Source organism: Pseudarthrobacter sp. PvP090 (assembly GCF_040547365.1).
Classification (GTDB): domain Bacteria; phylum Actinomycetota; class Actinomycetes; order Actinomycetales; family Micrococcaceae; genus Arthrobacter.
Genome location: NZ_JBEPPO010000003.1, coordinates 202,202 through 217,541, shown reverse-complemented (window position 1 = coordinate 217,541; position 15,340 = coordinate 202,202). Strand labels below are relative to the sequence as shown.

At 67.7% G+C, this 15,340-nt stretch carries 11 protein-coding genes and 1 pseudogene; 4 read left to right on the top strand and 8 right to left on the bottom strand.

What is annotated here, in order from left to right; all coding sequences use genetic code 11:
• Positions 1 to 14: 14 nt before the first annotated feature.
• From ABIC21_RS04715 to ABIC21_RS04705, 3 genes are all read right to left on the bottom strand, one after another.
• Entirely contained in the window at positions 15 to 2,054 is a 2,040-nt protein-coding gene (locus ABIC21_RS04715) for an ABC transporter ATP-binding protein (RefSeq protein WP_354349259.1), read from the bottom strand.
• Complete coding sequence (locus ABIC21_RS04710; protein ID WP_354349258.1) at positions 2,051 to 3,790, bottom strand: ABC transporter ATP-binding protein; 1,740 nt, start codon at positions 3,788 to 3,790, stop codon at positions 2,051 to 2,053. The genes ABIC21_RS04715 and ABIC21_RS04710 overlap by 4 nt, the downstream gene beginning before the upstream one ends.
• Positions 3,791 to 4,095: 305 nt before the next feature.
• Positions 4,096 to 4,569 (bottom strand): DUF6416 domain-containing protein, encoded by a 474-nt coding sequence (locus ABIC21_RS04705; RefSeq protein WP_354349257.1) that lies wholly within the window; start codon positions 4,567 to 4,569, stop codon positions 4,096 to 4,098.
• A 221-nt stretch (positions 4,570 to 4,790) separates the two neighbouring features.
• Here ABIC21_RS04705 and ABIC21_RS19310 point away from each other — a divergent pair.
• Both ABIC21_RS19310 and ABIC21_RS04700 read left to right on the top strand, forming a co-directional pair.
• A pseudogene (locus ABIC21_RS19310) lies at positions 4,791 to 4,895 on the top strand (DUF427 domain-containing protein); the annotation flags it as partial.
• 172 nt (positions 4,896 to 5,067) lie between these two features.
• A complete protein-coding gene (locus ABIC21_RS04700) occupies positions 5,068 to 5,301 on the top strand; it encodes a hypothetical protein (RefSeq protein WP_354349256.1) in 234 nt (77 codons plus the stop codon).
• A 35-nt stretch (positions 5,302 to 5,336) separates the two neighbouring features.
• Here the strand turns inward: ABIC21_RS04700 and ABIC21_RS04695 are convergent, their stop codons facing one another.
• Together ABIC21_RS04695 and ABIC21_RS04690 are read right to left on the bottom strand one after the other, a co-directional pair.
• Positions 5,337 to 5,555 carry a hypothetical protein gene (locus ABIC21_RS04695; RefSeq protein WP_354349255.1) on the bottom strand — a complete coding sequence of 73 codons (219 nt, stop codon included), beginning with the start codon at positions 5,553 to 5,555 and terminating at the stop codon, positions 5,337 to 5,339.
• Positions 5,556 to 5,692: 137 nt separating this feature from the next.
• Positions 5,693 to 5,893: a DUF1801 domain-containing protein gene (locus tag ABIC21_RS04690; RefSeq protein ID WP_354349254.1), complete on the bottom strand. Its 201-nt coding sequence runs from the start codon at positions 5,891 to 5,893 to the stop codon at positions 5,693 to 5,695.
• A gap of 183 nt (positions 5,894 to 6,076) precedes the next feature.
• Between ABIC21_RS04690 and ABIC21_RS04685 the strand changes: the two genes are divergently transcribed.
• Both ABIC21_RS04685 and ABIC21_RS04680 read left to right on the top strand, forming a co-directional pair.
• The gene (locus tag ABIC21_RS04685) at positions 6,077 to 6,631 is read left to right on the top strand and encodes a hypothetical protein (RefSeq protein ID WP_354349253.1); all 555 of its coding nucleotides are present in this window, start codon (positions 6,077 to 6,079) and stop codon (positions 6,629 to 6,631) included.
• On the top strand, positions 6,628 to 9,495 hold the full coding sequence (locus ABIC21_RS04680; protein ID WP_354349252.1) for an ATP-binding cassette domain-containing protein: 2,868 nt from the start codon (positions 6,628 to 6,630) through the stop codon (positions 9,493 to 9,495). The genes ABIC21_RS04685 and ABIC21_RS04680 overlap by 4 nt, the downstream gene beginning before the upstream one ends.
• Here the strand turns inward: ABIC21_RS04680 and metH are convergent.
• The 3 genes from metH to ABIC21_RS04665 form a co-directional block, all read right to left on the bottom strand.
• Entirely contained in the window at positions 9,485 to 13,135 is a 3,651-nt protein-coding gene (gene metH, locus ABIC21_RS04675; protein ID WP_354349251.1) for a methionine synthase, read from the bottom strand. The genes ABIC21_RS04680 and metH overlap by 11 nt on opposite strands.
• Before the next feature lie 100 nt (positions 13,136 to 13,235).
• Positions 13,236 to 14,261 (bottom strand): DUF808 domain-containing protein, encoded by a 1,026-nt coding sequence (locus ABIC21_RS04670; RefSeq protein WP_354349250.1) that lies wholly within the window; start codon positions 14,259 to 14,261, stop codon positions 13,236 to 13,238.
• Between the two features lie 121 nt (positions 14,262 to 14,382).
• A complete protein-coding gene (locus ABIC21_RS04665) occupies positions 14,383 to 15,303 on the bottom strand; it encodes a 2-hydroxyacid dehydrogenase (RefSeq protein ID WP_354349249.1) in 921 nt (306 codons plus the stop codon).
• Between the last annotated feature and the right edge of the window lie 37 nt (positions 15,304 to 15,340).

Sequence of the window (15,340 nt, the reverse complement as noted above, 5' to 3'; positions counted from 1 at the left end):
ACGACCGGCACTGCTTAGACCTCGGCCACCGGAGCCGCGAACTGCGCCGCGTACAGAGCGGCGTACGCCCCGCCGGCGGCCAGCAGCTCAGAGTGCGTCCCCTGCTCCACGATCTGCCCGGCTTCCATCACCAGGATGAGGTCGGCGTCGCGGATGGTGGAGAGCCGGTGCGCGATCACGAAGCTGGTCCGGTCGGAGCGCAGCGCACTCATGGCCTTCTGCACCAGCACCTCGGTGCGGGTGTCAACGGAGCTCGTCGCCTCGTCCAGGATCAGCACGGACGGGCGGGCCAGGAACGCCCGGGCGATCGTCAGCAGCTGCTTCTCCCCGGCCGAGACATTGGAGCCCTCATCGTCGAGCACGGTGTCGTACCCCTCCGGCAGGGACCGGACGAACCGGTCCACGTACGTCGCCTTCGCCGCCTCCAGGATCTCCTCCTCCGAGGCGCCGGGCCGGCCGTAGGCGATGTTGTCCCGGATGGTCCCGCCGAACAGCCAGGTGTCCTGCAGCACCATGCCCATCCGCGAGCGCAGCTCGTCCCGGGTCATCGCGGTGACGTCCACGCCGTCGAGCGTGATCCGGCCGGCGTCTAGCTCATAGAACCGCATCATCAGGTTCACCAGCGTGGTCTTCCCGGCCCCAGTCGGCCCGACGATCGCCACGGTCTGCCCCGGCTCGGCGACCAGGCTCAGGTCCGCGATCAGCGGCTTGTCCGGTGAGTACGCGAAGGAGACGTTCTCGAACACCAGCTTCCCGCGTGTCGCCGCCGGAGCCACCCCGGGAGACGGATCCGGGGACTGCTCCTCGGTGTCCAGCAGCTCGAACACCCGCTCGGCCGACGCCACCCCGGACTGCAGCAGGTTCGCCATCGACCCCAGCTGGGCTAGGGGCTGGGTGAACTGCCGCGAGTACTGGATGAACGCCTGCACGTCACCCAGCTGCATCGCCCCGGCGGCCACCTGCAGGCCGCCCACCACGGCGATCCCCACATAGACCAGGTTCCCGATGAACGTCATGGCCGGCATGATCAGCCCGGACACGAACTGCGCGCCGAAGCTGGCCTCATACAGCTCCGCGTTCTTCTGCCGGAACCGCTCCTCCACCTCCCGCTGCCGGCCGAACACCTTCACCAGCGCGTGCCCGGTGTAGGTCTCCTCGATCTGCCCGTTCAGCTCCCCGGTGTGCTTCCACTGCGCCACAAACAGTTTCTGCGATCTCTTGGCGATCAGCGCCGTCGTCACCAGCGTCAGCGGCACGGTGACCAGCGCAATCAGCGCCAGGGTGGGCGAGAGGATGAACATCATCACCAGCACGCCCAGCACGGTCAGCAGCGAGGTGACCGCCTGGCTGATGGACTGCTGCAGGCTCTGTGAGATGTTGTCCACGTCGTTGGTGACCCGGCTGAGCAGCTCCCCGCGCTGGACCGTATCGAAGTAGCGCAGCGGCAGCCGGTTGATCTTGGCCTCGACCCGCTCGCGCAGCCGGAACATGGTGCGCTGCACCACGCCGTTGAGGATATATGCCTGCATCCACATAAAGGCCGACGCCAGCACGTACAGCACCAGCGCCCACAGCAGCACATTCGCCAGCGCCGCGAAGTCGATCCCCTCGCCCGGGGTCAGCGTCATGGCACTGAGCATGTCCGCCTGCTGGTCCTGCCCCTCCGCGCGCAGCTGCGCGATCAGCTGCTCCTGGCTCACCCCGGCCGGCAGCTCCTTGGACACGACGCCGGCGAAGATCAGGTTGGTGCCCTCCCCCAGGAGCCGCGGCCCGATCACCGAGAACGTCACACTCACCACCGCGAGCATCAGGACCAGCACCAGCCACAGCCGCTCCGGCCGCAGCTGGCCCAGCAGCCGCTTGGCGGACGGCCAGAAGTTCATCGCCTTCTCCGCCGGCACGTTCATCCCGGCGAACGGCCCGCCGTGGCCGGGGCCGCCGCGCGGGCGGGGGATGCGTTCGACGGCGGGAGCGGCGCCGGGTGCCCCGGCTCCCCCGCCGCGTCCCGGCCCGCCGGCCGGTGCGGCAGGCCCGGTGCGGTTCGTGGCGCTCATGCCGTCTCCTCCGCCGCGAGCTGGGAGTTCACAATCTCCTGGTAGGTGTCCGAGGTCTCCAGCAGCTCCGCGTGCGTGCCGTGCGCGACCAGCCGGCCGCCGTCGAGCACCAGGATCTGGTCCGCGTCGACAATGCTGGAGACCCGCTGGGCGATGATCACCAGGGTGGCGCCGGCGGTGTGCTGCCGGAGGGCTTGCCGCAGCCGGGCGTCGGTGGCGGTGTCCAGCGAGGAGAAGGAGTCGTCGAAGATGTAGAGCTCGGGCCGTTTCACCAGCGCCCGGGCGATCGCGATCCGCTGCCGCTGCCCGCCGGAGACGTTGGTGCCGCCCTGGGAGATCGGCGCGTCCAGCCCGCCCTCCATCTCGCGGACGAAGTCCTCCGCCTGCGCGATGGCGAGCGCCCGCCAGAGTTCGTCCTCGGTGGCGTCGGGTTTGCCGTACAGCAGGTTGCTGCGCACCGTGCCGGAGAACAGGTACGGCTTCTGCGGGACCAGGCCGATGTGCCCCCACAGCAGGTCCGGGTGCAGCTCCCGGACGTCCACGCCGTCGATCATTACCGCACCGGACGTGGCGTCGAAGAGCCGCGGCATCAGGTTCACCAGGGTGGTCTTGCCGGAACCGGTGGCGCCGATGATCGCCGTCGTCTGCCCCGCCCGGGCGGTGAAGCTGATCCCGGACAGGACCGGCTGCTCGGCACCCGGGTAGGCAAACCCGACGTCGCGCATCTGAAGCTCGCCGCGGCCGGTCCGGCCGGAGAAGTCCAGCGGGTGCTCCGGCGGCCTGACGCTGGATTCGGTGCCCAGCACCTGCCCGATCCGGTCCGCGGAGACCGCCGCGCGCGGGATCATGATGGCCATGAACGTGGCCATCATGACGGACATCAGGATCTGCATGAGGTAGCTCAGGAACGCGATCATGGTGCCCACCTGCATGGAGCCGTCCTGGATCCGAAAGGCGCCGAACCAGATCACGGCCACGGACGAGACGTTCAGGACCAGCATCACGGTGGGGAATGCGAGCGCCATCAGCCGGCCGGCACGCAGGGCGGTGTCCGTGACGTCCTCGTTGGCCCGGGCGAAGCGGGCGGTCTCCACGTCCTCCCGGACGAACGCGCGGACCACGCGGATGCCGGTGAGCTGCTCGCGCAGCACCCGGTTCACGGTGTCGATCCGGGTCTGCATCAGCCGGAACAGCGGCACCATCCGGGTGATGATCAGCCCCACCGCACCCAGCAGCACCGGCACGCTGACCGCGATCAGCCAGGACAGCTGCACGTCCTGCCTGATCGCCATGATCACCCCGCCGACACTCAGCATGGGCGCGGCCACCATCAGCGTGGCGGAGACCAGCACCAGCTGCTGGACCTGCTGGACGTCGTTGGTGGAGCGGGTGATGAGGCTCGGCGCGCCGAAGCGGGTGACCTCCTGCTCGGAGAACGCCGCCACCTTACTGAAGATCGCCCCGCGCACGTCCCGGCCCAGCGCCATCGCCGCCTTCGCCCCGAAGTACACGGCCGCGATGGCGCAGGCGATCTGCAACAGGGTCACCAGCAGCATCACGGCGCCGGTACGCAGGATGTACTCCGTGTCCCCCTTCGCCACGCCCTGGTCGATGATGTCCGCGTTCAGGGTGGGCAGGTACAGCGAGGCGATGGACTGCGCCAGCTGGAAGACGACGACGGCGAGCAGCAGCCAGCGTTGCGGTGTCAGGTATTCAACGAGCAGTTTCCAGAGCATCCGTACTCCCAGCCACGCGTTCCGCCGAGTGATCCGAAGGTCAGTTTACGTCCGGAGGCCGGGAGGGGAACTGGTTCCTCTCAGGGCGGACCGGGGTGCGTGCAGTGGGCAGCCATTCGTTTGCGGGGCAGTTGGTAATCGGGCGGGTCACATGGGAAGCAGAGAGCGCCTGCATAACGGCGTTCTCGAAGGAAATCATGAAGTTGGCGAGTTTGCCGGTGAGGGACCGGCTTACGGCTCGGCGATGGCCAACGAAAGCGGCAGCAGTCTCCGAAGACTGCTGCCGCCTCTTAAGGCAGGGCGAGCTACAGCGCTTGGGCCTCACGGAAAAGCGCGGCGACTTCAGGAACCATCCAGTAGTGGGATCCATCCCAGTCCCAGACGAAATGCCACTGCTTACCGTTGTTTGAGGGGTAGCGCGGCGCACGCGCCTTTCTCACTGCGCGGCCGGCAGATCCGAATACGCCCGCCACTCCACTCACGCCGTTCGGGTGGTCGAGGTGCTCGACGAGTTCCTGCGGCGTGAATTTCTTGGGGCGCTCCTCCAACGCTCCATCGACCAGCAACCCCAGAGCCTTCTGGCCTGCGGCGCTCAGGTTCGACCAGATTCTTGCAGCTAGCTCCACTGCACCTGCATCGGTTGCCCAAGCCGGCACCCGGCCCCCGCTCAGCGGTCCATCAGCTGCGGTGAACTCTTCCTCCTGTGACATGAACTCTCCGAATCGTCGATAAAACTCAATAACACGATGTTCCGGGACAAAGACTGTGACTTCCTTCATAACTACCTCCGAAGCATTGCCCGATGGCTGATTTAGCCTGTGATTGAAGGATAGCTATCATGCTGAAACACCGCAAGAGCTATTTCGGAGATATTTCCACTCCATCATCTTGAGAGTGAACAGCCGAGGCGGCTGGAGCCACCATCCGTGAGCCGTTGACGACTTTCGTGCCCGGGGACCGATTCTGCAACAACGGGTGCCCTCACGGGGCAGTGCTCTCCGTCGACGGCGAGCAGGTGACCTCCCAGGACGGTGACTTCTACGGCGGTTGGATCACCTCGAAAATCGTCGGTCCGTTCAAGGGCGGCCCGGGCACGGCCGGGTGGACAGGACCTCTTCTGCAACTGACACGACCATCCGGGCGTTCCCGGCGTTCAGCTAAAAGGTAGGGAGGCACGGCAAATTGGACACCTCGCAGCCTCCGCCTATCCGTTCGGCAGCAGCGCTCAGTCGCGGGAGCATTTGCGGGTCTCCGTTCACCGACGTAGCCTCGGCCAGATGAACCGTGAAGGAAAGCCCACGTCGGAGTCGAACGGCCGAGCGAAGAGAAACGGGGGCACCGCCTTCCTGCCGATCGGGATCGTTTTCCTTGCCGTTGCGATCGCAATGATATTTCTGGGCACCACGGCTTGGATTGCGTTCTTCACTATGGGCATCACCTTCCTCATCCTCGGGATGCAGAAGCCCGCAGGCAAAGATGAGCGTCCACCCAGCGAGACTTCGCAAGGCTGACCTCGGCCGCCGAATATCGCTGGTGTGGTTCTGTCTCAGAACCGTCCGTCGTAGCTGTCCCGCAGGCCCTGCGCGGTGAACCTCCAGCCTTCTACGAGTTCGCTCAGGTCGTTCTCGGGAGTTGCCTTGCCAAGTTCACGGAGCAGTTGCATCTCAGCCTCCATGAACGCAGCCATCCTGTCCGCGTAGTCGATCAGTGCCCGGATCTTATCCGGCTCCAGGTCAGGCGGTTCAGGCGGCGGCATCTCGATCATGCCGGCCATTCTGTCAGATGCACCCCTGAGAACAGCGTTTCGCCGGAGCCTGGTGGTTGGGACCACGGGCGCTGGGTTCGTCCGCAACCCGAAAGGAAGCCGGCGGCGGAACGGTGCGGTGCGCCGAGGAGACCGATTCAAACCCTGTCTGAAGGCAGCTGCTGTAGCCGCCACGCGATTATCTCGCGGATGAGCTCGGTCGGGAGCGGGGCATCATGGCGCAGCTGGATAGCGTACTCGGTGGTTCCATTTGCGGCCAGCTCTGTCGAGAAATGCGCGATCGCGTCTGAAGTCGGATAGAACCCGATGTGGCGCTTTGTTCCGGGGAAGAAGAACAACGGCTATGGCACGACGGGCCTGCGGACGCAGTACAAAAAGCAAAGCGGTCGACGGCGGGATCTCCCGCCGTCGGCCGCTTTGCTGTGGTGCCAACTGGCGGGGGCCGCTGACCCCATTCCGGTCCTGACGTCACACAACGAGACAGCATCCTGATCCGGACAAGCACGTCCTACCCTTGACAGGTGACTTTGACTAAGATCCGCACCGCCGCCGCGAGCTCCCTCGCCGCCGCAGGCCTCCTGTTGACCCTCGCCGCCTGTTCCACGCCGGCCGCTACGCAGCCAACCACCTCCGCGCCGGTTTCCCCGACAACGTCTTCATCCAGCGCCGCCGGGCCCTGCGCCGGCGTGAAGGTCATCGTCGATTCGGGCGCCCTGAAGCCGTCTGCCGCTGATACGTCCGTCTGCGTGCCCGTGGATGCGGCCACTCCCGCCTCCAAGGTGCTCGACGAGGCCAAGGTAAAAACCGAAGGCACCACCCAATACCCCAACGAACTGGTGTGCCGCGTCAACGGCGTGCCCGCCGCAGACCTGGACATCACCCACAAGGGCGGCACGTACAAGGAAGAATGCAGCAGCATGCCCGCTGCCTTTGCCTACTGGGCGCTCTGGGTGAAGCCGGCTTCCGGTGACTGGGCGTACGCCCAGGAGGGCCTCGCCACCCTGCAGGTGAGCCCGGGCGAGAGCCTGGAACTGCTCTACACCGTCGACGGCGAACCGGCCGCCCCCGCGGTATGACCTTTCGACCCGCGCCGTTACGCGCCGCGGCGGTCCTCGCCGTCGTCTTCATCGCGGCGCGGGTCATCTACCGCATCCTCTTCAACGGGGCGGGCATCGGCGAACCGGTTCTGCTCGACCTGCCAGCCATCCGGCTGCCTGCCCCGTACGCCCACGTTGTCCTCCTCGGTCCGGTTACGGGACCCGGGCTGTGGGCGGCAGTCCTGTCCGCACTTCCGATTGCCGTAATGTTCCTCGGTTTCGGCCTACTCAACGCCTGGGTGGACGTGGCCCGCGGCTTCGTGCACCTGGCCCGGCGCGGCCCCATGCAGGGCGTTGCCCGGACGCTTGTGGTGGCGTGGGCAGCGCTTCCGGCGCTTGCCGACGCCGTGACCTCCGTCCGCCTGGCGTTCCGGTTGCGGGGCGAACGCTTCGGACCCCGCGCCCTGGTGCCGGTGCTCGAGCGCACCCTTGAGCACGCGGGCCGGGTCGCCGCGGCCCTGGAGCTGCGCGGCTTCGGGAGCCGGGCAGCACACCAACCCGGCCAAGGGACCGAATCACCGGTTATCGTCCGGGACGCACAATTCCGTATCGGCGACGCGCAGGTCCGCGTCGCCGGATTCACGCCGTCGAGCGGGTCCATCACGGTCATTACCGGGCCGACGGGCTCCGGCAAATCCACCATCCTGCGGGGTATCGCCGGCCTCCTCTCCCACGTTGACGGTGGAGAAATCTCCGGCACCGTGTGCATCGCCGGAGCGGACCGTGCCACCACGCCGCCGCGCGATACCGCCCGCCTTATCGGCGTCGTCCTGCAGAATCCCCGCGCAGCCTTCGCCAGCACCCGGGTCCGGGACGAAATCTCCCTCGCACTTGAGCTGCGCGGCGTGGCCTCCGGGACCGCCAAGGCCCGTGTGCTGGAGGTCGCGGATCGGATCGGAGTGTCGGCGCTGCTGGACCGGAATGTCAGCACGCTCTCGGCGGGTGAGGCAACGCTCGTAGCCATCGCCGCCGCGGTGGTGGAGCAACCGGCAATGCTCCTGGTGGACGAACCCCTGGCCGATCTTGACACCGCAGCACGCGGGCACGTCATCGCCGTCCTTGACGCCCTCGCCCGCGATGACGGCGTCTGCGTCATCGTGGCAGAGCACCGGGCGGAGCCGCTGGTACCCGTTGCCGACTCGTGGTGGACCATCGACAACGTCGCCCTGGTGCCGGGTGCTGCGCCATCCGCGCATTCATCCCCTGCCGTTGCCCGTCCAACGCCGGCGGAGCCGGCGAAGCCCGCGAAGCCCGCGCCCGTGCTCACTGCGGCAAATCTCGCGGTGCACCGCAAGGGCACGCCGCTGGTGCGCGAGGCATCGCTGACCCTGCACCGAGGTGAGGTGGTGGCCCTGGTGGGGCCGAACGGCGCCGGGAAGTCGTCCCTCCTGGTGGCGCTCGCCCTCGGCGAAGGAACCGTCAACGGCCGCACGGTCGACGGCGGCCGGGTCGCCCTTGTGCCGGACGCCTCGGACGACCTCTTCACGAGGGATACCGTCGCGGGAGAGCTCCGCGCGGCCGAGCGACGCCAGGCGCGTGCCGCGCGCCGCTCAGACCGGCGCGGTGACCAGCTTCCCCCACGCTCTGCGGAGTCACACCTTGCCCGGTTGCGGGGAGACGTCAGCATTCCCATCGGGCACGAGCATCCCCGGGATCTCTCTGCAGGCGAGCGCAGAATCCTCGCCATCGCGCTGCAGACCATGGACGATCCCCCGGTACTCCTGATCGATGAGCCCACCCGCGGGCTGGATCCTGCGGCGAGCGCAGCAGTTTCGGCGGCGTTGCGGGAGGCAGCGGACTCAGGGGCGGCGGTCCTGATCGCCACGCACGACCTCGATTTTGCCCACGGCCTCGGCGCCCGGATCCTCCCGATGCGTGACGGCGTCGCGCCCTCTTCCGCGCCGGCCACGGCACCTGAACCGTCCCTCCCGCTTACCAGGCAAGCAGGTGCCGGACCGAGGCCACGGGTCATTGAACAACCAGACACCCAGAGCCCGGCAAGGCAGCGCCGCATCCGGATGCCGCGGGGCGTCGAGCTCGCAGTGCTCGCGGCCGCAAACGTTCTGGCCCTCGCAGCGTTCTGCTGGCCGCTGCTCGCCGCGGCCTTCCCGGAGGATGCCGCCGCGGCCCTCCCCTACGCGGCGCTGGCCGTTGCGCCGCTCGCAGCAGTCGCCGTCGTCGTGTCCCTCGACGGTTCGGTCCGCTCCGCACACATGGTGGCGCTGCTCGGCGTCCTGGCCGCCGTAGGTTCCGCGGTGCGGGTGGCAAGCACCGGCGTCGGAGGTGTTGAGGCGGTGTTTATCCTGCTGATCCTGGCCGGACGGGCCTTCGGTCCCCGTTTTGGCATGCTCCTCGGCGCCGCAACCATCGCCCTTTCGAGTGCTTTGTGGGGTGGCATCGGGCCCTGGACACCGTTCCAGGTCTTCGCCTGTGCGTGGGTGGGCGCGGGCGCAGGGCTGCTCCCCCGCCGGGTGCGCGGGCGGGCAGAACTGTGGATGCTGTGCGGCTACGGCGCCGTGGCGTCCTACCTGTTCGGCCTGCTGACCAACCTGTGGTTCTGGCCTTTCGCGGTGGGTGCCGGCACCGGCATCTCCTACATGCCCGGCGCGCCGCTGGCCACCAACTTCAGCAGCTTCCTGCTCTATTCGCTGGTGACGTCGACGGCGGGCTGGGACACCCTGCGTGCCATCACCACGGTCATCGGAATCGCGGTGGTGGGGCGGGCCATTCTCGCCGCGCTCCGGCGGGTGAAGCCGGTCTCCAGCGCGCGCGGAAGCGTCGGCGGGCAGGCCGCGCAGGCCCAACCCGCCCAGGCCGGGGACCGGCTGCAACTCACACCTTGAAGTACTTCGCCTCCGGGTGATGGAACACGAATGCGTCGGTGGACTGTTCGGGGTGCAGCATCAGCTCATCGCTCAGGACCACGCCCATCCGCTCGGGACGCAGCAGCTCCGTGACCTTGCGGCGGTCCTCCATGTCCGGGCACGCGGGGTATCCGAGCGAGAACCGCGCACCGCGGTAGTCGAGCTTGAAGTACCCGGCCTTGTCCTTGGGCTCCTCGGCCGCGAAGCCCAGCTCGGAGCGGATGCGCGCGTGCCAGAATTCCGCGAGCGCCTCAGTGAGCTGCATGACCAGGCCGTTGAGCTCGTAGTAGTCGCGGTAGTGGTTTCCGGCGAACAGCTCGGAAGTCACCTCATCGATCTTGGAGCCGGCGGTGACCAGCTGCACGGGAAGGACGTCGATCTGCCCCGATTCGCGCGAGCGCACAAAGTCGGCGAGGCACAGGTGCCGGTCGCGGCGCTGGCGCGGGAAGTCGAACCGCAGCCGCTCGGTGCCGATCGGGCCGCCGGAGCCGCCGTCGGGGGCGAGCAGTCCCGCGGTGCCGAGGACGCCGTCGCGATCCTCCCCGTGGTGCAGCACCACCACCTGTTCCCCCTCGGAGACCACCGGGAAGTAGCCGTACGCGACGGACGCGTCGAGCATGCCTTCGCCGAGGATACGGTCCAGCCAGTACCGCAGCCGCGGCCGGCCCTCGCGTTCCACCAGTTCCTCGTAGGAGGCGCCGTCATCGCCGCGGCCGGGCTTGAGCCCCCACTGCCCCATGAACGTGGCGCGCTCGTCGAGCATGGCCGCGTAGTCGTGGAGTGCCACGCCGCGCACAACGCGGGTGCCCCAGAACGGCGGCGACGGCACGTGATTGTCGGCGGCGACGTCGGACCGGCCGGGCATTGCCTCCGGCTCGGTCACCGTGAACTTCGGGCCGCCTTTGTGGATCCGCTTCTTCAGCGGCGGAAGGCCGACGGCGTCCGGGTCGGCGCCGCGGGCCACCTGCACCAGCGGTTCCATCAGTGCCAGGCCCTCAAAGGCGTCCTTGGCGTATCTGACGGTTCCTTCGAACTGCTCCGCCAGGTCCTGCTCCACGTAGGCGCGGGTCAGGGCTGCGCCGCCGAGGATGATGGGCCACTTCTTCGCGAGCCCCCGGGACTGGAGTTCGGCGAGGTTTTCCTTCATCACCACGGTGGACTTCACCAGCAGGCCGGACATGCCGATCACGTCGGCGTTGTGCTCCTCCGCTGCGGCCATGATCTCGGCGATCCCCTGCTTGATGCCGATGTTGATCACTTTGTAGCCGTTGTTGGTGAGGATGATGTCCACCAGGTTCTTGCCGATGTCGTGCACATCGCCGCGCACGGTGGCGATCACCATGGTGCCCTTGCCCGAGGAATCCGACTTCTCCATGTGCGGCTCGAGCAGTGCCACCGCGTTCTTCATTACCTCGGCGGACTGCAGCACGAACGGCAACTGCATCTCGCCGGCACCGAAGCGCTCACCCACCACTTTCATACCCTCGAGCAGCTGATCGTTGATGATGGCCAGCGGTGACATGCCTTCGCTCCGGGCAAGGTCGAGGTCCCCTTCGAGACCCTTGCCTTCGCCGTCGATGATGCGCCGCGCCAGGCGTTCGCCGGTGGGCAGCGCCGCCAGTTCCGCCGCGCGCTGGTCCTTGAGCGCTGCGGTGTCGACGCCGGCGAACAGGTCCAGCATGCTGTTCAGGGGGTCGTACGTGACGTTGCCGTCGGCGTCGTATTCCCGGCGGTCCCAGACGAGGTCCAAGGCCACTTTGCGCTGCTCCTCCGGCAGTGACGCGAGCGGCACGATCTTGGCGGCGTCGATGATGCCGCTGGACAGGCCCGCCTGCACTGCCTCATGCAGGAACACCGAGTTCAGGGCCATGCGCGCTGCCGGGTTCAGGCCGAAGGACACGTTGGAGACGCCGAGGGTGGTGTGGATGCCGGGGTACTTCGCGGTGATCTGGCGGATGGCCTCGATGGTTTCGATGCCGTCCCGGCGGGTTTCTTCCTGGCCGGTGGCGATGGGGAAGGTCAGGGCGTCGACGATGATGTCTTCGACGCGCATCCCCCATTCACCCACCAGGGAATCGATCAGGCGCGAGGCGATGGCCACCTTGCCCTCGGTGGTGCGTGCCTGGCCGTGCTCGTCGATGGTCAGGGCGATCACGGCGGTACCGTGTTCCTTCACGAGCGGCATGATGCGCCCGAAGCGGCTGTCCGGGCCGTCGCCGTCCTCATAGTTGACGGAGTTGATCACCGGGCGGCCGCCGATGTGTTCGAGCCCGGCCTGCAGCACCTGAGGTTCGGTGGAGTCGATGACGAGCGGGAGCGTGGAGGCCGACGCGAAACGCGAGACGATCTCCTTCATGTCGGCCACGCCGTCGCGCCCCACATAGTCAATGCAGACATCGAGCAGGTGCGCACCGACACGGACCTGCCCGCGGGCAATATCGACGCAGTCGTCCCAACGCTCGTCCAGCATCGCCTGGCGGAACGCCTTCGAACCGTTCGCGTTGGTGCGCTCACCAATGGCGAGGTACGCGGACTCCTGGTCGAAATTCACATGATGGTAGAGGGAAGCGATGCCGGCTTCACGCTCGGTGGGAACGCGGGCGCCGTCGGCGCCCCTCCCGCCGCTGGTGACGGCGGCGGTGGTGCGGAAGGGCGCAAGACGTTCGACGACGGCGGCCATGTGCTCCGGCGTCGTACCGCAACATCCGCCCACGAGGCCCAGACCGAATTCCCGCACGAACTGCTCGTGCGCGGTGGCGAGTTCGCTGGGTGACAGCGGATAGTGCGCGCCGTTGGGGCCAAGCACAGGGAGGCCGGCGTTGGGCATGCAGGCAATGGCCACGGAGGACTGCTTGGAGAGGTGGCGCAGGTGCTCGCTCATCTCATCCGGCCCGGTGGCGCAGTTCAGGCCGATGGCGTCGACGCCGAGCGGCTCGAGCGCGGTGAGCGCGGCGCCGATCTCGGATCCCATCAGCATGGTTCCGGTGGTCTCGACGGTCACCTCGACGAAGATGGGGAGCCGGATGCCGCGGGTCACGATGGCCTGCTTGCAGCCGTTGACCGCGGCTTTGGTCTGCAGGAGGTCCTGGCTGGTCTCGATGAGGAAGGCATCCGCTCCCCCGTCGATGAGGCCCTCGGCTTGCAGGGCGAAGGTCTGTTTGAGGTAGTCGTAGCTGGTGTGTCCGAGGCTGGGGAGCTTGGTACCCGGCCCCATCGAGCCCAGGACCCACCGCATCCGTCCGTCTGTTTTTTCTGCCGCTTCGGCGCGCTCGCGGGCGATCTCCGCGCCTTTGCGGGCGAGTTCCTCGATCCGGTCGTCGATGCCGTAATCGGAGAGGTTGGACCAGTTGGCACCGAAGGTGTTGGTTTCGACAGCGTCGATTCCCACCGCGAAGTACGCGTCATGGATGTCCGCGAGGACATCCGGGCGTGTGGCATTGAGGATCTCGTTGCAGCCTTCCAGCCCCAGGAAGTCGTCCTCGAGCGACAGGTCCCGCCCCTGCAGCATGGTGCCCATCGCCCCATCGGCAATGACCACCCGGTGGTTCACCGCATCCAGGAGCTCCTGCGAACGGACGGGACGGGGGACGGACTCAATATCAAGCGCAAAACGAGGCATCTAAACAGCCTACGGCGGGGCCCGAAACATTTGCGCTCTGTTTCTGCGTGCTACGACGGGGGCGACATTTATTCCGGCACGGGCGGGGGCTGCCGTATCCCTAAGAGGCGGGATCGGCGTCGTGCTTTGCCGGCTGATGGTCGTCGACGGCGGCGCGGACGTCGCCTTCTTCATGCCCGCCTTGCTTCTTGCCAAACGGCAGCACCTTGAGCAGCGGCTGCAGGACGGCCATAACGACAAGGCCCCAGGCGAGACCGAGGACGGCCGAGCACAGGGTGTTCACGAGCCAGGCCAGGAAGCCGCCCGCCACCGCGATCCCGGCGAACGGTGCCTCGAGGACGTGCACCAGGTCATACGGCAGGTGCCAGCCGAGGTCGTAGGCGCCCTGCAGCATGATGTGGCCGCCCACCCACAGCATGGCGACCGTCCCGATCACGGTGATCGTGGTCAGCACGGCGGGCATCCCCTTGACGAGCAGCTCGCCGAAACGCTTGGATCCCGCAGAGTCCTTGGTGGTCAGGTGCAGGCCGATGTCGTCCATCTTGACGATGAGTGCGACGGCGCCGTACACGGCCACCGTGATCGCGAGCGCCACAACAACCAGGATGGCCGCCCGGGCCCAAATGGACTCGGCGGAGATCTCGTTCATCGCGATGACCATGATCTCGCAGGAGAGGATGAAGTCGGTGGTGATGGCGCCCTTGGTGACTTTGGCCTCCGCCTCCGGGCCCCGGTCGACCGCCGGCGTGTCCTCTTCGGCCTCGTGCTGGCCGCGGAGCTTGTGCCAGACCTTCTCGGCACCCTCGTAGCAGAGGTAGGTGCCGCCCAGCATGAGGATGAACGGAATGACGCCCGGGATGAAGGCGCTGATGAGCAGCAGCGCCGGCAGGATGATCAGCAGCTTGTTCCGCAGCGAGCCCCAGAAGATCTTCTTGATCATCGGCAGTTCGCGGGACGGGTCCGCCCCGGACACGTACTGAGGGGTGACGGCGGCGTCGTCAATAACGACGCCGGCTGCCTTGGCCCCCGCCTTGGCCGCTCCGGCTGCGACGTCGTCCACCGAGGCGGCCGCGATGCGGGCCAGGGCGGCGATGTCGTCCAGCAGGGCGACGAGACCGCCGCTCACAGCTCGCTCCCGTGCTGCTTGAGGGCGGACGGCTGGGCGAGGTTGCCTCGGTCGGGGCGCGTGATTGGCATACTGGGATTATATGGTGGCGGGCAGCCCACCGGCGGGACTGGTCCGGCTCTTAGCCGCCCAGCACCACGTTCACCGGCGGTTCGCCGGCCAGCATCAGCTCGATCTGCCGCTGGACGAGCTTCCCCATCCGCGGGCGCATGGCCGAGCTGGCCCCGCCCACATGCGGGCTAATGATGACGCCGGGGGTCCGCCACAGCGGGTGGTCCTGCGGCAGCGGTTCGGGATCGGTGACATCCAGGGCGGCGCGGATCCGGCCGCTGGCAGTGTGCCGGACCAGGGCGTCGGTGTCCGCGACCGGTCCGCGGGCCACGTTGACCAGCAGGGCGCCGTCGGGCATGGCCGCGAGGAAGGCGTCGTCGATGAGGTGGCGGGTGGCATCGCTGAGCGGCACGCCCACCACAACGATGTCGTGTTCCGGCAGCAGGGTGTGCAGCTCCGCGATGCCGTGCACGTGGCCGCGCTCGTCGTCCCGCGCCTTGCTGGCCACCCGGGTCACAGTGGTTTCGAACGGCAGGAGCCGGTCCTCGATCGCCTTGCCCACGCCGCCGTAGCCGACGATCAGCACCCGCCGGTCCGCGAGGCTGGCGGTGGGCCGGGTCTCCCAGCGGCCCTCCCGCTGGTTGGCCAGCAGCCGCGGGAACTCGCGCTGGCTGGCCAGGATCAGGGCAAGGGTGAGTTCCGCGGTGGAGGTTTCGTGGACGCCGGCGGCGTTGGCGAACACGCGGCCCGGCGGCAGCTGCTCCGCGACGCCGTCGTAGCCGATCGAGGTGCTCTGCACGAGCCCGGTGTCCACGGCTTCCAGGTTGCGCAGGATCTCCGTGCTGCCCATGTAGGGCTGGACCACGATGTCGAGGTGCGGCAGCGGCGGTTCCCCGGTCAGGTCCCAGTCGAGGACGGTGACGTCGGGGTGGGGCGTCAGGTACTCGCGCAGGGTGGGGTCCGGCAGGCTCACAGTGATTTTCCTCGGCATGATTGCCAGCCTAATCGTGCGGGGCAGCACGGGGGTG